This is a genomic window from Streptomyces sp. NPDC040718, assembly GCF_055593565.1.
The window spans coordinates 350,394-368,072 of record NZ_JBVIXO010000001.1 but is presented as its reverse complement, the minus strand read 5'-3'; the positions used below and the strand labels follow the sequence as shown (position 1 = coordinate 368,072).

Here is a 17,679-nt window from a genome sequence, read left to right as displayed (position 1 = left end):
CGGACCCCAGGTATCCGGCCCCGAAGGTTCCACGTGGACATCAAGACCGCTTCCGCCCTGCACCGGCTGCGCCTCATCTCCGTTCCGGAGGCGCTGTCGTTCCCGGCCCTGCTGATCTTCGGCTCGCTGCTGAGCCGGGTATCGGACATCGACTACCTCATGATGCCGCTGGGCATCCTGCACGGGATCCTGTTCGTCATCTACGCGATCTTCCTGCTGGACGTCTGGAACAAGGCGAAGTGGCCGGTCAAGAAGGTCGCCCTGTTCTTCGTCCTCGCCCTGCTGCCCTTCGGCGGCCTGTACGGCGACAAGCTGCTCAAGCGCGACGAGACCGACAGCGTCATCGCCGCCCGCGCGCGCCAGGCGGCGGACGCGTGATCGTCGCGTTCTCCGTGACCCCGCTGGGGGTCGGCGAAGAGGTCGGCGAGTACGTGGCCGACGCGGTCCGCGTCGTACGCGAGTCCGGGCTGCCGAACCGCACCGATGCCATGTTCACCACCGTCGAAGGCGAACGAGTGTACCTCTGAGTACATGAGAGCCCCGCCCGGCTGCGACATCTGCCGGATGGGGCTGGCCACGGGCTCAGCGGTTCAGGTCCCGGTGATTGTCCAGCACCCGCAGACCGGGTGCGAGACGGGGCAGCGGGCCCGCGCACCGCGCTTCCCTGGGGAGGGCCCAGGAGTGCCAGCAGGACAGGCACCAGAGCATCCGGTGATACTCCGCGTCCGGTACCGCTTCGCCGCCACAGCGGGGGCACTCCTGCACCGCGTCTCCTAGGCCGAGAGGTCGAACTCGCCCAGCTTGGCACCGCTCAGGAAGTCGGTCCATTCCATGGCGGTGAACTCCACCGCCCGGCCGGTCACGGAGCTGCGGACGACCACCTTGCCGGGCACGTTGGTGGCCACCTCGACGCAGCGCGGGTTGTTGTTCTCGTAGGTGCACGCTGAGGACGTGCGGAACTCGAAGTCGGGAATCGTGGTCATGGTGCCTTCCCTTCGCAGTGCTGCGGGGAAGCGGTCCCCGCGCCGTCGTGCATGTGCGCCCCACCCTCACGGGCGGGGAGTCTCGAAGTTCCACATGGCCCGTAGGCAGCGCAGACAGGCGCAGGGCGGGAACACGTCCCCGAACCCCTCCCAGTAGCCCTCACGGCGGAAGCGCGCCACGTCGATCGGGTCGCGCACCAGCGGGCGTACGGGGTCACCGGAGCGGAAGATCAGCACGGGGCCGGCTGAGCCCCCGCTGAGCACGCGGACCGTCAGCCGGGACCGCCCGCTCACCGGACCCGCTCCACCACGGTGACTTCCGAGAACTCCCGCAGGAACGTCATGTGCCCCGTCCGCCCCGTGTGCTCGATGCACATGTCGGTGCAGACGTCCGCGTTGCCGGTCGGGGCGGCCGCCCATTGGCAGTCCGGGTTCAGGCAGCGTGCCGTGGCGGTCGTCTCCGCCGACGGATGGCGGTGCATCACGTAGCGGACGTAGCGCAGGACGGCTCGCACGGTCACGCCGCACCCCTGTCGCGGGAGTGGTTGCGCAGCTCGGTGCGCAGCGACTCGACAGCGCTCCGGTTTCCGACCGCTTCGGCCGCCTTCAGGTCGGCGTCCAGCGCGCGGCACACCCCGCATTCATGGGCGGGAGGCTCCGAAGCCTCCGGCCGGGTCGCTTCCTGTCGTGCTGCCGTCGCCATGCTGCACCTCCGTGTCACCCTCGGTGCGGGCATCGTTACGCTGCCGGGACCCTCGGACTAGTGTGATCCGCAGTGGCAACCGTCCCCCGGGCCCCGGAATCCCTCTGTGGAGCCAGGGGCGGTTAGCTTCGGAGATCAACAAGGTTCACGGCACGACGCTGACCCGGGAGTACGTGAGCAACTGGGAGCGTTCCAAGGTCAAGCCCGGTGCGTTCTACCTGGCCGTTCTTTCTGCCGTGCTCGACGTTCCCCTAGCTGTCCTTGAAGGTGAAGTGGACCGACGCGAGTTCCTTACCGATGTGGCCGGGGCCGCCATAGCCCCTGTCGTAGCCTCCGATCTGATCAGCGCAGGATTCGCCGCCCGGTTGCGTGGCGGGCCGTCAGCGGACGAGTGGGAGGCCAAGCTCGCGACGTACGGCACCGAGTACATGTCCATGGGTGCGGCGGACATCCAGCGTCGGGTCGCCGGTGAACTCGTCACCGTGCAGCAGCAACTCGATGACCCACGGCTGTGGTCCGTCGCCTCCCGTCTGATGACCCTCTACGCCAAGACGTTCCCCGGGGCGGACGGCTCCAAGGCGGTGCACTGGTACCGGATGGCAGCGACGGCTGCTGACGAGTCCGGCAACGACGAAGCGCGCGTGTGGGTCCGGGGCCGTGCGGCTATCGCCCTGGGCTATGAGGGCGCGTCCCTCGGGGTCGCGGATGTACTGGCTGACCAAGCCATGGCGATATCGGATCGTCCCTCTCTCGGCCTCCTCAACGCCATCATGGGCAAGGCGCACGCAGCGGCGATCCGAGGGGACCGCGCAACGGCGTTCCACCTGGCGGACCGGGGCCGGCGCATCTTCGACAAGGAGGGGTCGCACGAGCAGACCAGCGACTACGCCGTGCCCTGGTGGCGCATGAACGTGTTCCTGTCCCTCCTCCTGGCCCGTCTGGGAGACGAACGGGGAGCCGTGGAAGCCCAGGAAGCTGCGCGCCGAGAACTCCCCGCAGAACTGCCCCGCTTCGCGACGCACCTTGAGATGCACCGGGGGCTCATGCTCGCCCGGTCGGGAGACGTCTTGGGCGGAGCCGCCTACGCCCGGGCAGCGCTGGATGCCCTCCCGCCGGAAAAGCACTCCCTCACGCTGCGGTTGCTCATGGCGGAGATCGAGCAGACCTGACGGCCGACGCCCGCGAAACCCGTACACGGGCAGGACTGCCACCACGTTCCGGTCCCTAACCGGGAGTTTCGGGGCCCTCCCCACCTCCTCACGCGGTCGTTCTCGGGTGGTGGCGGAGTTGTTCCCGCTGGTCAGCGCTAAGCAAGGCCCGAAAAAGGACGCTGCACCCAGGGCGCGTATCCCGAGCTTGGGCCGGGATCGCCAGGGCGCGCGCCGGTTGAACTTTCGACGTGCCCTCCCCTCCCCACAGCGGCACGTGAGAAAGACCGTCCACCACCAGGGCAGACGGTCTCTCGGGTCGGTGCGGGCTACTCGTCGTCGCCCAAGGCCCGGTACAGCGTGGCGCGGGAGACCCCGAGGGCCTTGGCAATGGCCGTGACACTCTCACCCTTGGCCCGGCGAGCCTTGGCCGCAGCGAGCTTGTCCGCGTCCATCACGGCAGGGCGTCCACCCGTACGCCCCTGAGCGCGGGCAGCGTCCAGTCCGGCGCGGGTGCGGTCCTTGATCAGGCTACGCTCGAATTCCGCCATGGCGCCCACCACCTGAAGCATGAGCCGCCCGTCCGGAGTGTTCGGGTCGATGCTCGCCAGCGCTCCCGTCAGCACCTTGAAGCCGATGCCACGGGCAGCGAGCGAGTCCACGAGGGTCACGAGGTCGATCAGCGACCGGGCGAATCGGTCCAGCTTCCACACGCACAGGGTGTCCCCGGGGCGGGCGTAGTCGAGAGCGGCCGTCAGTTCCGGGCGATCCGTGTTCTTGCCACTCGCCTTGTCCGTGAAGATCCGGGCGCAGCCTGCCGCAGTCAGCGCGTCATGCTGCAACTGGGCTTCCTGGTCATCCGTGCTGACCCGTGCGTATCCGATCAGGTGTCCCGCGTTCGCCGTCATACACTAATCGTCGCACAACCCGTCTCAGAACCTCAAGGGATTTCGAGTAGTTCTGAGACGGGTTTTGGAACACTGTTCGGGCGGGCTGGAGCGCCCCCTGGCGGCCGTCTCACAAACCTTCGTTTGAGAGACGGTCGTCGGTGGTCACGCACTGCAACGGTGGGCCCGCTTCCTCCCCAGACGCGTACGCGCCGAGCAGGTCAGCACCTAACCGATACTGCGGGTGGCGCTCAGGCGGTCATCCCCTGGGGTCCCACGGGAGCGCCCCGATGATCCATCGGAGATTCTTACGTCCCTGCCGCTCTGGTGTGGAGGCGGCCGGGGGTGCCTGCCTGGTCAGGCATTGCTCAGTGCGGCCTCTGTACGCAGGGCGTGACCCTGGCGGGTTGAAAATCGTTGGCAGCGCATGAACAACACCAAGCGCCTACTTGCCGCCGGCGCCCTCGCCGGGGCCGTGCTCACGATGACCGGACCCGCTCACGCCGACGTGCCGACGACACCGGAGGGTGCTTACAAAATCCAGCGAGTGGGCCGTTTGCTGGTCAACCTGACTGAGTACATGCAGCAGTGTCACGTACTTGTTCTGGCCTCTCCCGTGTCGCCCCAGCATCCGAACGGCGAAGGCTGCGGCTGAACTTCCAGCACGCCTTGAGTCGGCGGCGCGGACGGCAGAGCGGCTGCATGTGGTCCACGTCGATAGCTGACGCGAGGGCGAACCTGCGGCAGGCTACACAGCGCCGACGGCCTGCCCGCGTGCGGTCCACTATTCCGGCACGGTGACGCCGCGCCACCCCTCGTAGCCGGCCAGCTTCCGACGGCAGGGGCGATGTTCGCGGGGGCGGGGAGCGCGTCCAGTTCTTCCAGCAGCCTTCCGACCTTGGCGTAGTGACGCTCTGCCTCTTCGTCGCTGTCCGCGTTTTCTGCCCTGTCCCGCGCTTCGTCCACGGAGTACCGGAGTGCATATCGACGTTCCCTGATGGATGCCCCCGCCTCCTCGTCCACCCCCTCTACTACTGCGCGCAGCCACTCGCCCATGCCCCGGCGGACCAGCGGCCAGTCCCGCCACTCGCCAGCGGGGGTGGTCCACTGGGCACCGCTCCACAGGAACGGCACGGGTTGCCCTGCCCTGTCGGCGTGCTGTGCTGCGGCTTCAAGGGCGCTGCGCGCCTTCGCGTCGTCTATGTACTTTCCCAAAACTCTCAAACCCCCTGATCTTCAACCACTCAAGACCTTTTCTCCCCGCTGTCCGCAGATCGCGAAGCGATCGAGGACCCTCACAGGTGACCAAAGGTGACCCGAACACCATCCAGAGAGTGTGTCTGTGAAGCATCAAAACACCAGGTCACCCGCTGTTTAGGTGAAGAGAGAGAAACGAAAACAAAAACTACACAGGGAAGAAGTTGGAACGGTGCCAACATCGTCATTCGTCACACCGTCACCGCCTCACGACCGTAGGCGGACCGGCTGACAGTCCCCGACCCGACACACGCTCACAGGAACGCCGAACGGCCCGCCACCGGGTTTCCCCAGCAACGGGCCGCGATAGAGGCTCAGGCGTGCCTAAAAGGCCTCTTGCCGCGCTACGTCGCCCAACAGGTCCTGCCGGATCTCCTCATGCTGCTCCGGTGTCAACGGGTCGATCCTGCGGGCCGGTGCTTCGGCTTCGATCTTGGCGATGGCGGCAAGCTCTGCTTCCGCGATGTCCTCCGGCTCCGGGCCCCATTCGACCGTCAGGCGGTCCGTTGCCTCACGTGGGTGCAGGGTCACCCGAAGGTTGACGAGCGCGAGCAGACGCCGACGCCCCGCCGTGTCCTCGGCCTCCCATGCCTGGCCCATCGTGCGCCCGGTCGGCACTGCCACTTCTCGCGTCTCCGGATCGTGCGCGGCCAGCAGGCGGGCGTACGCGTCCTCCAACTCCCTCGCCTTGCGCTCAAGGGTCGGCAGCATCAGCCTGCCCGCCGTCGCCATGCGCTCGGCGACTCGATCGGCTTGCTCCTGGATCTCTTCCATGTCCGCCGACAGATCGTTGCCGCCCTCAAGGTGGACCAGGACTTCCCGCATCCTGCCGAACACCTTCAGAAACTCGTCCCGTACCCGCTGGTCGAGACTCTCCGCGTAGATGGTGGTGTGGCCCGCCTTGCAGCGGTAGAGCGGTACGCCCTTGTCCGAGGTTCCGCCGTTGAGCTTGCAGCCCCGGTAGCACACCGACATGTCGGAACACATGGGCGTGGCGCGTCGCGGGGCACGGTTCCTGCCGGTGGCCAGGGCCTCCATGCGGTCCCGCGCAGCCTTCAACTCCGCAGCGGAAAGGATCGGGTCCGCGAACTGGACAGGGGTGACGCCGTCGGCAGCAGTGATCAGCTCACCCTTGTGCGCCCGCTGGCCACGCAGTGTCGGGGCTTTCAACAGTCGTCGCCACTGAGGTTCGCTGACACCGACGATCCGGGCTGTGCCGGCTACCGTCCCACCGTTCACCAGGGCGGTCATGGCTTCGCGGATGGCCGAAGCCTCCTCCGGGTGCACCTCAAGGTAGGCGGCGTCGTCACGTCGCACGATCCGGTAGCCGCGAGGCGCGCGCCCCGATGCCCAGCGTCCTTGCTGGCGACGGGTGGCGTGGCCCTCGGTGATGCGGTCTTTGATCATCTCGCGTTCCCATTCGGCCAGCGCCGCGAGTACCACGGCAACCATGCGGCCGGTCGGGGTCAGCGTGTTGATCGTGCCGTCGGTGGTCGCGATCTTCACGCCGTAGTGCTCGCCCCACGCGACGAGCCGGAGGAACTCGGACACGCTGCGGGCGTACCGGTCCAGCTTCCATGCGATGACGAGATCAGGGCGAGAGGCCATCAGCGCACTCATCTGCTCTCGCGCCTCAAGTGGCTTGGCGCCGGACACCCCGGTGTCCGGGTACTCCACGGCGTCAGCGGGGTCGTACCCGTTCGCCAGCAGCCACCGTTGGGCCGCCTGGCGTTGCGTCTCCAGAGATGCGGAGTCGTCCGACTCTCGCGACAACCGCAGGTAAATGGCAATGCGCATGCCTGAATCCCCCTCCGACCCCCAAACAGGGGTCCTATGTTGTCAGAGCTACCTTCTTTCCGGCCAGTGGGACGAGGTCATGGACGTGGTGCGCCGCGCCGTGGCCGCCGTCGAGGAGCGGGCGCCCCGGGTCTCCTTCGTCCTCAAGGCCGACATCCGGGCCGGCGTCACCGACGGCATCACCTCGAAGGTCGAGACCGTGGAGCGGCACCTCGCCGAGGGCTGAGCAGCCCGCCCGCACCGTTCCCGAAAAGCGCCCCCCGCCCGTCGGCGGGGGGCGCTTTCGTGTATCGGGGCCCCGTTCCGGTATGGCCGGGCTCACAGTTGAGCGGTCGCTCAACATCGCCTACCTTCCCTTTTGAGCGACCGCTCAAAACGAAGGAGGGGGAGGTGGAGATGGGCCTGTACGTCGAGACGGTGATCCGCACCGGGATGGACGCGCTCTGGGAGCGCAGCCAGGATCCGGCGCAGCACCAGCGGTGGGACCTGAGGTTCACGTCCATCGACTACCTGCCGCGCGCCGAGGGCGAGCCCCAGCGCTTCCGCTACGCGACCCGCGTCCTGCCCTTCCTCTCCGTCGCCGGCACCGGTATCTCCGCCGGCGAACGCCGCCGCCCCGACGGGACCCGGGTCTCGGCCCTGCGCTTCGCCTCGGGACATCCGCTGTCCCTGCTCGCCGAGGGCAGCGGCTACTGGCGCTACGTCCCCGGCCCCGACGGGATCCGCTTCCTCACCGGCTACGACTACCGGCCGCGCTGGGGCCGCTTCGGCGCCTTCGCCGACCGGCTGGTGTTCCGTCCCCTCATGGGCTGGGGCACCGCCTGGTCCTTCGACCGGCTGCGGCTGTGGTGCGAGCGCGGCACCCCGCCCGGCCGCGCGCTCGCCAGGGCCCTCGCGGAGACCGCCCTGCGGATCCTGCTCTGCGCCGCGGTCCTGGCGTACGCCCCGCTCGCCCTCGCCCCGCTCGCCCTCGCCGCCGCGCTGCTGCTGCCGCCGCTGCCCGGCACCCCGGCCGCCCGCCGCTGCCTGCGCACGCCGCCCGGCCGCACCTCCGCCCCCGCACCCCGCCTGCTGACCACCCTGGAGCCGTCGTGACCTCCATCTTCCGGGCCCACATGGGCGCCGACTTCGACCGTCTGCACCCGCAGGTCCAGCGCCGCTTCTCCGTCGGCCTGGACAGCGGGGAGGGCTGCGTCGGGCGGGGCACCATGGAGCGCATCTGGCACGGCCGCAGCTTCGTCAAGCCCTTCCTCCGGCTCGGCGGCACCCGCAACATCCTGGTCCCGCGCGAGGGGCGGAACATCCCCTTCGTCATCGAGAACCTCCCCTACACCGACTCCTTCGGGCGGGAGACCGTCACCTTCGCGCGGACCTTCCACCTCCCGGACGGGCCGCGCCGGTTCGACGCCACGATGGTCCACAGCCCCGAACGCGACTGCGTCCTCGACTACCTGGGCACCCACCAGCACCTCGCCAGCGACCTGCACATGAGCGCCGAGCCCGACGGCTCCCTGCTGATCCGCTCCGGCGAGCACCGCTTCCGCGAGGGGCCCGTCGACGTCCGCGTGCCCGAGCTGATCGGCGGCGACGCCGAGGTGCGCGAGTCCTTCGACGACGCCACCGGCCGGTTCCGGATCCGGGTACGGGTGGTCAACCGCCGCTTCGGGCCGCTCTTCGGGTACGAGGGCTCCTTCACCGCCGAGTACGTCGACGCCCGCGCGCACGGGGTCCGCGGGGACCTGCGGCCCGTCCGCGAGGAGGTCCGGGCGTGAGCGCGGCGACGAAGGAGAAGCTCCTCGAAGGCGCCCTGCGCACCCTCGTCGAGCAGGGCATCGCGAAGGCCTCGGCCCGGACCATCGCGGCCACCGCGGGGGTGGGGCAGGGGCTGATCTTCTACCACTTCGGCTCGGTGGACGACCTGCTCGCCGCCGCCTGCCGGTACGGGGCCGAGCAGCGGGTCGACCGCTACCGCGACCGGCTCGCCGCCCTGGGCAGCCTGCCCGAGCTGCTGGAGTTCGCCCGGGAGATGCACGCCGAGGAGCGGGCCGCCGGGTACGTGGCCATGCTCGGGCAGCTGCTCGCGGCCGGGCAGAACTCGCCGTCCCTTGCGGCGGCGACGGCCGCCGGGCTGGGGCTGTGGATCGAGGAGCTGGAGGCGGTGCTGGGCCGGCTGCTGGCGGCGACCCCGCTGGCCGGCTTCGCCGATCCGGCGGGGCTGGCCCGGGCCACGGCCGCCTCGTTCGTCGGCATCGAGCTGTACGAGGGGGTGGACCCCGAGGGCGCCGGGCGGGCGCTGGACGCCCTTGAGCAGCTGGCCGGGCTGGCCGCCGTCCTGGAGGGCCTCGGGCCGCTGACGCAGCGGGCGGTCCGCCACGGCCTCCGGCGGGGGACCCGGAGCTGACGCCCGCCGCCCGGCGGGGCGGTGCCGCTGCGCGGGGCGAGGTCCCCTACCCGCCCTTCCACCGTTCCCAGGGGCTCCGCCCCGGACCCCGCGCCTCGAACGCCGGCGGGGCTGATTCAGCCTCGCCGGCGATTGAGGCGAGAACGGTGAAGGGCGGGGAGGGGCAAGCCCCGCGCAGCGGAACCGGTGTCAGCCGGCGGGGGCGGCGGCGAGGGCGATGCCCAGCGGGGTGCGTTCGTACAGGACCCGGTGGCCCTGGCGGAACGGGAGCAGCAGGCCCGCCGCCCGGAGGGCCTTCAGGTGCGCGGACACCGTCGAAGGCGCCAGGCCCAGCCGGTCCGCGAGGGCCGTGGTCGAGGCGGGCTCGTGCAGGGCGCACAGCACCTCCGCCCGGCCCCTCCCCAGCAGCCCCGCCAGGGCCCGCGGGGCCGGGCCGGCCGAGGCCGTCCACAGCGCGCCGATGCCACGGGCCGGGTACACCAGCGCCGGCTGCCACGGCGGGTCGAAGCCGCCGACCACCTCCGGCCAGACGAAGGCGCTGGGCATCAGCAGCAGCCCCTGCCCGCCCAGTTCGCGGTCGTGGTGGGACGGGCGCTCGATGGTCAGGGTCTGCTCCTCCCCGTACCAGCGCAGGTCCGGGTGGAGCCCGTCGAGGAGCTCCTGGAGCCCGCCCGCCGCCAGCCGACGGGAGTGGAACAGCACGTCCGCCTCCAGCAGGGCCCGCAGCCGGGGCCAGTGCGGGGCGACCAACAGCTCCCAGGCCCGCTCGTACAGGTCGGCCAGCTCCTCCACCGCCCGCGCGGGATCCGCCAGCATCCGGCGCCCGATGTCTCCGTCCACCGCCCCCGGGGTGCAGAGCAGCGCCCGCCGCAGGTCCTCGTGCGCGGCCTCCGGATCGCCGGCCGCCGCCCGCACCCGGGCCAGCTCCTCCCCGAAGGTGACGGCCGGCCCGGCCGGGGGAGGGCTCAGCAGGTCCGGGTTGTGCCCCTTCCTCGGCATCAGCAGCCACAGCGGACGCAGGTCCAGGCCGGCCGCGGCGGACCGGACCCGGCTCAGCCAGGGCAGGTGGTAGGCCTGCCGGTGCGGGCGCAGCAGGACCCGTACGGCCTCCTGCGTCTCCCAGAGCGGGGAGATCGCGAACCGGCACCGGAGCAGGTCGGCCGGACCGAACCGGTAGTGGAACCCCACGCAGCCCCCGCGCATCGCCGCCGGAAGATTCGGGCAGGGCCGAATCCCTAGGGCCGCCAGCGTAGTCCCGCCAGGGTTCGGGCCATGCCCACCGACAACCCGATCAGCACCCCGGCCACCGGGGACCCCGGCTCCGGGAACCCGGGAACGGGGTACCGGCCCGTCTTCCGCGTCCGCGAGTTCCGGGCCGTCTTCGCCGCGCACCTGCTGTCCCTGCTCGGCGTCGTCGTCGCCGAGATCTCCCTCACCGTCCTCGTCTACCGGGCCACCGGCTCACCCCTGATGAGCGCCCTCACCTTCGCCCTCGGCTTCCTGCCGTACGCCCTGGGCGGCACCCTCCTCGCCCCGCTCGCCGACCGGTACCCCGCCCGGCGGGTGCTCGTCGGGTGCGACCTGCTGTGCGCCGCCTGCGCGGCGGGCATGGTCTGGCCGGGGACGCCGGTCGCGGGGATCCTCGTACTGCGCTGCGCCATGGCCTTCGTGGCCCCGCTCTTCCAGGGTGCCCGCAGCGCCTCCCTCGCCGAGATCCTCGGGACCGGCGAGGCCTTCGTGCTCGGCCGCTCGCTGCTGCGGATGGTCGCGCAGAGCGCCCAGCTCGCCGGCTTCGGCCTCGGCGGCCTGCTGCTGGCCGCCGTCGCCCCGCGGGCGGCCATCGGGCTGACCGCCGCCGGGTTCCTCGCCTCGGCCCTGCTGCTGCGCCTGGGCACCCGGGCCCGTCCCGCCCGGGCCGTCACGGCCGTACGCGAATCACCGCTCGGCGGGCTGAGGGCCGTCCTCGGCGGGCGGCGGCTGCGGGCGCTCACCCTGCTGTGCTGGCTGCCGCCCGCCTTCGCCGTCGTACCGGAGGCGCTGCTCGCCCCGTACACCGAGGACGTCGGGGCCGGGACCGTCACCCTGGGGGTGCTGATGTGCGCGCTGCCCGTCGGCACCGTCGCGGGTGAACTGTGGGCGGGGTCGGCGCTCACCGCCCGAACGCGTTCGCGGATCACGGCGCCGCTCGCCGCCGCCTCCCTGCTCCCGCTCCTGCTGTTCGCCGTCCGCCCCGGCCCGGCCGTCGTCCTGGCGGCGCTGCTGCTCGCGGGCCTGGCGCACGCCTACACCCTCGGGCTGGACCGGATGTACGTGGACGCCGTCCCCGACGAGCTGCGCGGACGCGCGATGACCCTGCTGAGCACGGGCCTGATGACCTTCCAGGGCGTCGGCGTGGCCCTCGCCGGGGCCGCCGCCGAGTTCCTCCCGGCGCACGTCGTGGTCGCCGGGTCCGGCGCGCTCGGCACCGTGGTCGTCGCACTGCTCCTCGCAGGGGTGCGGCGGCCGAGGAATGAGACGGGGGATCGCGGTCAAGTGACCGCCCGGTAGGGTCTGGTGGATGCCCAAGCCGCTCAGCCTCGCCTTCGACCCCATCGCCCGCGCCGACGAGCTCTGGCGTCAGCGCTGGGGACCCGCGCCGTCCATGGCGGCGATCACCTCCATCATGCGCGCGCACCAGATCCTGCTGGCCGAGGTCGACGCGGTGGTGAAGCCGTACGGGCTGACCTTCGCCCGCTACGAGGCGCTCGTGCTGCTCACCTTCTCCCAGGCCGGCGAGCTGCCGATGTCGAAGATCGGCGAGCGCCTGATGGTCCACCCGACCTCGGTGACGAACACCGTGGACCGGCTCGTGAAGTCGGGGCTGGTCGACAAGCGCCCCAACCCGCAGGACGGCCGCGGCACGCTCGCGTCGATCACGGCGAAGGGCCGCGAGGTGGTCGAGGCGGCGACGAAGGACCTGATGGCGGTCGACTTCGGCCTCGGCGTGTACGACGCGGAGGAGTGCGCGGAGATCTTCGCGCTGCTGCGCCCGCTGCGGGTGGCCGCCGCGGACTTCGAGGAGCGCTGAGGAGGACCGGGTGGCCGGGTGACCGGGGAACCGGGCCCGGAGCCGGGGCCGCGTCAAGATCGAGCAAAACGGACGGTTAGGCTCGACGGCATGAAACGAAGCGTGCTGACCCGCTACCGCGTCATGGCCTACGTGACCGCGGTCATGCTCCTGATCCTCTGCGCCTGCATGGTGGCGAAGTACGGCTTCGACACCGGCGCCGGCCTGACCCTCGCGGTCTCGCAGGTCCACGGCGTGCTCTTCATGATCTACCTGGTCTTCGCCTTCGACCTGGGCTCCAAGGCCAAGTGGCCGTTCGGCAAGCTGCTGTGGGTGCTGGTCTCGGGGACCATCCCGCTGGCCGCCTTCTTCGTCGAGCGCGGCATCCGCGCCGAGGTCGAGCCGCTCGTCAGCGACGGTCTGGCGACCGCCAAGGCCTGAGAACGGCCTGAGAATGGCCTGATACCGCCTGGCGTGCCGCCGGAGCCGGACACCCCCGGGAAGACTCCCGGGGGTTTGCCATCGACATTTACTAGGACGTCCTAGTAAATTCGTGGGTATGGACGCTGACGCCATCGAGGAGGGCCGCCGCCGCTGGCAGGCCCGGTATGACAAGGCCCGCAAGCGCGAGGCCGATTTCACGACGCTCTCCGGAGATGACGTCGACCCCGTCTACGGGCCCCGCCCCGGCGACTCCTACGAGGGGTTCGAACGCATCGGCTGGCCGGGGGAGTACCCCTTCACCCGGGGTCTGCACGCCACCGGCTACCGCGGCCGGACCTGGACCATCCGGCAGTTCGCCGGCTTCGGCAACGCCGAGCAGACGAACGAGCGCTACAAGATGATCCTGGCCGCCGGCGGCGGCGGGCTCTCCGTCGCCTTCGACATGCCGACCCTGATGGGACGGGACTCCGACGACCCGCGCTCGCTCGGCGAGGTCGGCCACTGCGGCGTCGCCATCGACTCCGCCGCCGACATGGAGGTCCTCTTCAAGGACATCCCCCTCGGCGACGTGACCACCTCGATGACCATCAGCGGCCCCGCCGTGCCCGCCTTCTGCATGTACCTGGTGGCCGCCGAGCGCCAGGGCGTCGACCCGGCCGTGCTCAACGGCACGCTCCAGACCGACATCTTCAAGGAGTACATCGCCCAGAAGGAGTGGCTCTTCGAACCCGAGCCGCACCTGCGCCTCATCGGCGACCTCATGGAGTACTGCGCGAACGGCATCCCCGCCTACAAGCCGCTCTCGGTCTCCGGCTACCACATCCGCGAGGCCGGGGCGACGGCCGCTCAGGAGCTCGCCTACACCCTGGCCGACGGCTTCGGCTACGTGGAACTCGGCCTTTCCCGCGGCCTGGACGTGGACCACTTCGCCTCCGGCCTCTCCTTCTTCTTCGACGCGCACCTCGACTTCTTCGAGGAGATCGCCAAGTTCCGCGCCGCCCGCCGCATCTGGGCCCGCTGGATGAAGGAGGTCTACGGGGCGAAGTCCGACAAGACCATGTGGCTGCGCTTCCACACCCAGACCGCCGGCGTCTCCCTCACCGCGCAGCAGCCGTACAACAACGTCGTGCGCACCGCGGTCGAGGCCCTCGCGGCCGTCCTCGGCGGCACCAACTCCCTGCACACCAACGCCCTCGACGAGACCCTCGCCCTCCCCAGCGAGCAGGCCGCCGAGATCGCGCTGCGCACGCAGCAGGTGCTGATGGAGGAGACCGGAGTCGCCAACGTCGCCGACCCGCTGGGCGGTTCCTGGTACGTCGAGCAGCTCACCGACCGCATCGAGGCCGACGCCGAGAAGATCTTCGAGCAGATCAGGGAGCGGGGCCTGCGCGCCCACCCGGACGGCCGGCACCCCATCGGGCCGATCACCTCCGGCATCCTGCGCGGCATCGAGGACGGCTGGTTCACCGGCGAGATCGCCGAGTCGGCCTTCCAGTACCAGCGCTCCCTGGAGAAGGGCGACAAGCGGGTCGTCGGCGTCAACGTCCACCACGGCTCCGTCACCGGCGACCTGGAGATCCTCCGGGTCAGCCACGAGGTGGAGCGCGAGCAGGTCCGCGTCCTGGCCGCCCGCAAGGAGCGCCGCGACGACGCCAAGGTGACGGCCTCGCTGAAGGCCATGCTGGACGCCGCCCGTGACGGGTCGAACATGATCCCCGCCATGCTGGACGCGGTACGCGCCGAGGCCACGCTCGGCGAGATCTGCAACGTCCTGCGCGACGAGTGGGGCGTCTACACCGAGCCGCCGGGCTTCTAGGGCCTGTCCGCGAGGACACGGAAGGCCGGTGGTGCCCGCCGCTGCGGTGGCGGGCACCACCGGCCTTCGTGCTCCCCGGGCCCCGCGGGCGCTCAGGCCCGGGCGGCGCCCTGGAGGCCGTGCATCAGCAGGGCGGTGAAGGCCCCCGCCCACAGCTCGTCCACCGGCTCGCAGCTCACCAGCGCCCGGTGCACCACCGTGCCGGCGATCACGTCGAAGATCAGGTCCGTGGTCTGGCGGGCCAGGGCCGCGTCCTCCTCGGACGGGAGCTCGCCCCGGGCCTGGGCCCGTTCGCGGCCCAGCACGACGAGACGTTTCTGCCGGTCCACGATCGCCGACCGGATCCGGTCCCGCAGCGCATCGTCCCGGGTGGACTCCGCGACCACGGCCATCAGGGCCGTACGGGCCTCCGGGCGCCGCAGCAGCCGCGCGAACTGGAGCACCACGTCCTCGATGTCGGCTTCGAGCGAGCCCCGGTCCGGCAGCTCCAGCTCGTCGAACAGCTCCGCGACGGCGTCCACGACCAGCTCGTTCTTGCCCGCCCAGCGCCGGTAGAGGGTGGTCTTCGCGACCCCGGCACGGGCCGAGACGTCCCCCATCGTCAGCTTCGACCAGCCCAGTTCCACCAGCGCGTCCCGGGTCGCCGCGAGGATCGCGGTGTCGGCGGCCGCGCTGCGGGGGCGGCCGGTACGGCCGTGCGGGGAGCTGACACCGGGGCTGGGGTTGCGCATGGCCGAGACCATACCCGTCGGTAGGGGAACCGGCGGGGGGCCGTTCGCTGTGGTTCAGATCACGGGGCGCGCGGGCTCCGGGGGAGTTACGCTACGGCTCGTAGCGTAAGAGCGACAACCACGCGAAGCTACTGGCGCCAGGTGGGGACCCGGCGCCGAACAACGCACAACGCAGGACGATCTTTCGGGATCCTTTTCGCCGGCGCGCGCACACGGGGGAGGATGTACGCATGCAGCCCAGAAACATGTCCATGAGCGGCGTGGTCGACCTCGCCGCTGTGAAGGCGGCCGGCGAAGCCAAGGCCAAGGCCGAGCAGGCGCGCAACGACGCGGCCCGGCAGGCCGGCGGCGGCGCGGGCACCGCGCCCGGTGGCGCCGTACCGCCTTCGGCCCTCGTCATCGACGTATCCGAGGCGGGCTTCGAGCGCGACGTGCTCCAGCTCTCCAACGAGGTTCCGGTCGTCCTCGACTTCTGGGCCGAGTGGTGCGAGCCGTGCAAGCAGCTCGGCCCGCTGCTGGAGCGCCTCGCCGTCGAGGCCAACGGCCGCTTCGTACTGGCGAAGATCGACGTCGACGCCAACCAGATGCTGATGCAGCAGTTCGGCATCCAGGGCATCCCGGCCGTGTTCGCCGTGGTCGCCGGCCAGGTGCTGCCGCTGTTCCAGGGCGTGGCGCCCGAGCAGCAGATCCGCGAGACCCTGGCCCAGCTGGTCCAGGTCGCCGAGGAGCGCTTCGGGCTCATCGGCCTCCAGGTCGACCCGGGTGCCGAGGGCGCCCCGGCGGCCCCCGCCGAGGTTCCGGCCGGCCCGTACGACGCCCTGCTGGAGGCGGCCGTCGTCGCGCTGGACGCGGGTGACCTGGGCGGTGCGGTGCAGGCGTACAAGAACGTACTCGCCGACGACCCGGCGAACACCGAAGCGAAGCTGGGCCTGGCCCAGGCCGAGCTGCTGTCCCGGGTGCAGCACATGGACCCGCAGACGGTGCGCGCCGAGGCGGCCGCGAACCCGAAGGACCCGGCCGCGCAGATGGCCGCGGCCGACCTGGACCTCGCGGGCGGGCACGTGGCGGACGCCTTCGGGCGCCTGGTGGACACCGTCCGGGTGACCTTCGGTGACGACCGGGACGCGGTGCGGGTCCGGCTGCTGGAGCTGTTCGAGGTGATCGGCGCGGACGACCCGCGGGTCTCGCAGGCCCGTACGGCGCTGGCCCGGGTGCTGTTCTAGCCGTACTCCGGTTGCGCGTGCCGCTACCGGCGATTTGTTGACACGGAGATAAACAGCGGCCGCGTTTTGCCAAAACTTGGTAATCGCGGCTGCTGTTACTCGCAGTAAATCGAACCCCGTGAACTGTCCGGTTGGTTCGTTCTTCACCCCTTCTGTCGTGGCCCAGGGTGACACCCTGTGTGGCCGCGCGACGGCACCCGGCAAGACTCCGGTTATCCAGCCGTTACCCGCCAGTAACGACCCCCCTTGTGCCCCGGCCGGGAATGGACCACGATCGGCGACGCTCGGTCCTTCCCGCAGAACCGCTCACCCGGAACCGCGGCGGAGGGTCCCCACCGGGCCGGCCGGTGGCAGTGGCACCGGCCGTGGACAGGGGGGTCTCTGCCACACCGGCAGGGCCTGTCCTCCAGGTTGCGCGAACGCGTGGCCCAGTGGTTGTCGCTCGGGGGTGAACGCCGGTGTATCGGACGCGGCTGCGCCGCGACTCGGCCGCCTGCGCTCCTTCCCGAGGACGTAGCACTTCTCCCATCCCAGGACGGGCCTCCCGGCCCGGACCGGAGATGTACGTCCGAGAAGGAGGAACAAGATGAGTTCACAGGTTCGTGGCGGAACCAGATGGAAGCGCTTCGCGCTCGTCATGGTGCCCAGCATGGCGGCCACCGCGGCGGTCGGTGTGGGTCTGGCGCAGGGTGCCCTGGCGGCGTCCTTCAGCGTTTCGGGCCAGGACTTCAAGGTGTCGGCCGACGAGCTCGTCGGTCAGGACCTGATCCAGTACGGCAGTGTCGCCAAGGGCAAGACGATCGGCGACAAGGACAAGGTCAGCGAGCACCCGGTCACGATCTCCGGCTTCAGCTCGGCCAAGATCACCAACATGTGCCAGTCGCTGGTCACCCCGGTGCCCGGTCTCGGCCCCATCACCATGCAGCTGCGCACGGGCAACAAGGGCAGGCCCGCCGAGGCGACGAACCTCTACCTCGACGTGGCCGAGCTCGACGCGGACGCCAAGTTCGACCAGCTCGACATCGGTGTCGCGGTGGGCGACCCCAGCCATGTCACCAAGCCCGTCCCCAACACGGTGGCGGACGGCGCGCTCTTCTCGCAGCGCGCCAAGACGGCGACGCTGACCAAGGTGCGTCAGAAGGCCTGGGCGACGACGGCGGGCACCTTCACGCTGCCCGACCTCAAGCTGCGCCTGATCAGCGGCAACGAGCCGTGCTACCAGGACGAGAAGTAAGCCGCTTCA

General features: G+C 70.8%; 20 protein-coding genes and 2 pseudogenes. 14 read left to right on the top strand and 8 right to left on the bottom strand.

All coding sequences use genetic code 11. The annotated features are described in order from the left end of the window. The first annotated feature begins 33 nt into the window (after positions 1-33). Both ACZ597_RS01635 and ACZ597_RS01630 read left to right on the top strand, forming a co-directional pair. Positions 34-378, top strand: a complete 345-nt coding sequence (locus ACZ597_RS01635) for a DUF3817 domain-containing protein (protein WP_267032597.1) — start codon at positions 34-36, stop codon at positions 376-378. Beyond that, a pseudogene (locus ACZ597_RS01630) lies at positions 375-512 on the top strand (thiamine-binding protein); the annotation flags it as partial. The gene ACZ597_RS01635 and the pseudogene ACZ597_RS01630, both read left to right, overlap by 4 nt. 261 nt (positions 513-773) lie before the next feature. On the opposite strand, the gene ACZ597_RS01625 reads toward ACZ597_RS01630, so the two are convergent. The 4 genes from ACZ597_RS01625 to ACZ597_RS01610 all read right to left on the bottom strand — a co-directional run bounded on the left by ACZ597_RS01625 (position 774) and on the right by ACZ597_RS01610 (position 1,686). Beyond that, positions 774-983, bottom strand: coding sequence for a DUF397 domain-containing protein (locus ACZ597_RS01625; RefSeq protein ID WP_403560107.1), 210 nt, complete (start codon positions 981-983; stop codon positions 774-776). A gap of 66 nt (positions 984-1,049) precedes the next feature. Continuing rightward, a complete protein-coding gene (locus ACZ597_RS01620) occupies positions 1,050-1,277 on the bottom strand; it encodes a hypothetical protein (RefSeq protein ID WP_471323547.1) in 228 nt (75 codons plus the stop codon). Then, positions 1,274-1,504 (bottom strand): DUF7848 domain-containing protein, encoded by a 231-nt coding sequence (locus ACZ597_RS01615; RefSeq protein WP_471323545.1) that lies wholly within the window; start codon positions 1,502-1,504, stop codon positions 1,274-1,276. Before ACZ597_RS01615 ends, ACZ597_RS01620 begins: the two co-directional genes overlap by 4 nt. Next, the gene (locus ACZ597_RS01610; RefSeq protein WP_471323542.1) at positions 1,501-1,686 is read right to left on the bottom strand and encodes a hypothetical protein; all 186 of its coding nucleotides are present in this window, start codon (positions 1,684-1,686) and stop codon (positions 1,501-1,503) included. Before ACZ597_RS01610 ends, ACZ597_RS01615 begins: the two co-directional genes overlap by 4 nt. 62 nt (positions 1,687-1,748) lie before the next feature. Between ACZ597_RS01610 and ACZ597_RS01605 the strand changes: the two genes are divergently transcribed. Further along, entirely contained in the window at positions 1,749-2,855 is a 1,107-nt protein-coding gene (locus tag ACZ597_RS01605) for an XRE family transcriptional regulator (protein WP_471323540.1), read from the top strand. 308 nt (positions 2,856-3,163) lie between these two features. Here ACZ597_RS01605 and ACZ597_RS01600 read toward each other — a convergent pair whose 3' ends face one another. Beyond that, on the bottom strand, positions 3,164-3,742 hold the full coding sequence (locus ACZ597_RS01600) for a recombinase family protein (RefSeq protein ID WP_471323537.1): 579 nt from the start codon (positions 3,740-3,742) through the stop codon (positions 3,164-3,166). A 406-nt stretch (positions 3,743-4,148) separates the two neighbouring features. On the opposite strand from ACZ597_RS01600, the gene ACZ597_RS01595 reads away from it, so the two are divergent. Beyond that, complete coding sequence (locus ACZ597_RS01595; protein WP_471323534.1) at positions 4,149-4,376, top strand: hypothetical protein; 228 nt, start codon at positions 4,149-4,151, stop codon at positions 4,374-4,376. 926 nt (positions 4,377-5,302) lie between these two features. Here the strand turns inward: ACZ597_RS01595 and ACZ597_RS01590 are convergent. Then, a complete protein-coding gene (locus ACZ597_RS01590; RefSeq protein WP_471323531.1) occupies positions 5,303-6,775 on the bottom strand; it encodes a recombinase family protein in 1,473 nt (490 codons plus the stop codon). 55 nt (positions 6,776-6,830) lie between these two features. On the opposite strand from ACZ597_RS01590, the pseudogene ACZ597_RS01585 reads away from it, so the two are divergent. The 4 genes and pseudogenes from ACZ597_RS01585 to ACZ597_RS01570 form a co-directional block, all read left to right on the top strand. Further along, a pseudogene (locus ACZ597_RS01585) lies at positions 6,831-7,001 on the top strand (thiamine-binding protein); the annotation flags it as partial. Between the two features lie 170 nt (positions 7,002-7,171). Continuing rightward, positions 7,172-7,870: a hypothetical protein gene (locus ACZ597_RS01580; RefSeq protein WP_471325074.1), complete on the top strand. Its 699-nt coding sequence runs from the start codon at positions 7,172-7,174 to the stop codon at positions 7,868-7,870. After that, positions 7,867-8,547 (top strand): DUF4166 domain-containing protein, encoded by a 681-nt coding sequence (locus ACZ597_RS01575; protein ID WP_471323528.1) that lies wholly within the window; start codon positions 7,867-7,869, stop codon positions 8,545-8,547. Before ACZ597_RS01580 ends, ACZ597_RS01575 begins: the two co-directional genes overlap by 4 nt. Then, positions 8,544-9,176, top strand: a complete 633-nt coding sequence (locus ACZ597_RS01570; protein WP_471323525.1) for a TetR/AcrR family transcriptional regulator — start codon at positions 8,544-8,546, stop codon at positions 9,174-9,176. Before ACZ597_RS01575 ends, ACZ597_RS01570 begins: the two co-directional genes overlap by 4 nt. Positions 9,177-9,365: 189 nt before the next feature. Here ACZ597_RS01570 and ACZ597_RS01565 read toward each other — a convergent pair whose 3' ends face one another. Further along, on the bottom strand, positions 9,366-10,364 hold the full coding sequence (locus ACZ597_RS01565; RefSeq protein ID WP_471323522.1) for an ArsR/SmtB family transcription factor: 999 nt from the start codon (positions 10,362-10,364) through the stop codon (positions 9,366-9,368). Between the two features lie 84 nt (positions 10,365-10,448). On the opposite strand from ACZ597_RS01565, the gene ACZ597_RS01560 reads away from it, so the two are divergent. From ACZ597_RS01560 to ACZ597_RS01545, 4 genes are all read left to right on the top strand, one after another. Then, positions 10,449-11,723, top strand: a complete 1,275-nt coding sequence (locus ACZ597_RS01560; protein WP_471323520.1) for an MFS transporter — start codon at positions 10,449-10,451, stop codon at positions 11,721-11,723. Between the two features lie 10 nt (positions 11,724-11,733). Next, positions 11,734-12,243 (top strand): MarR family winged helix-turn-helix transcriptional regulator, encoded by a 510-nt coding sequence (locus ACZ597_RS01555; RefSeq protein ID WP_471323517.1) that lies wholly within the window; start codon positions 11,734-11,736, stop codon positions 12,241-12,243. 90 nt (positions 12,244-12,333) lie between these two features. Then, positions 12,334-12,663 carry a DUF3817 domain-containing protein gene (locus ACZ597_RS01550; RefSeq protein ID WP_468166331.1) on the top strand — a complete coding sequence of 110 codons (330 nt, stop codon included), beginning with the start codon at positions 12,334-12,336 and terminating at the stop codon, positions 12,661-12,663. Positions 12,664-12,781: 118 nt separating this feature from the next. After that, on the top strand, positions 12,782-14,482 hold the full coding sequence (locus ACZ597_RS01545) for an acyl-CoA mutase large subunit family protein (protein WP_471323514.1): 1,701 nt from the start codon (positions 12,782-12,784) through the stop codon (positions 14,480-14,482). A 92-nt stretch (positions 14,483-14,574) separates the two neighbouring features. On the opposite strand, the gene ACZ597_RS01540 is transcribed toward ACZ597_RS01545, so the two are convergent. Further along, positions 14,575-15,213, bottom strand: a complete 639-nt coding sequence (locus tag ACZ597_RS01540) for a TetR/AcrR family transcriptional regulator (RefSeq protein WP_471323511.1) — start codon at positions 15,211-15,213, stop codon at positions 14,575-14,577. A 230-nt stretch (positions 15,214-15,443) separates the two neighbouring features. Between ACZ597_RS01540 and ACZ597_RS01535 the strand changes: the two genes are divergently transcribed. Next, on the top strand, positions 15,444-16,436 hold the full coding sequence (locus ACZ597_RS01535) for a tetratricopeptide repeat protein (protein ID WP_471323509.1): 993 nt from the start codon (positions 15,444-15,446) through the stop codon (positions 16,434-16,436). 586 nt (positions 16,437-17,022) lie between these two features. Next, positions 17,023-17,670: a DUF6230 family protein gene (locus ACZ597_RS01530; protein WP_471323505.1), complete on the top strand. Its 648-nt coding sequence runs from the start codon at positions 17,023-17,025 to the stop codon at positions 17,668-17,670. The last annotated feature ends 9 nt before the right edge of the window (positions 17,671-17,679 follow it).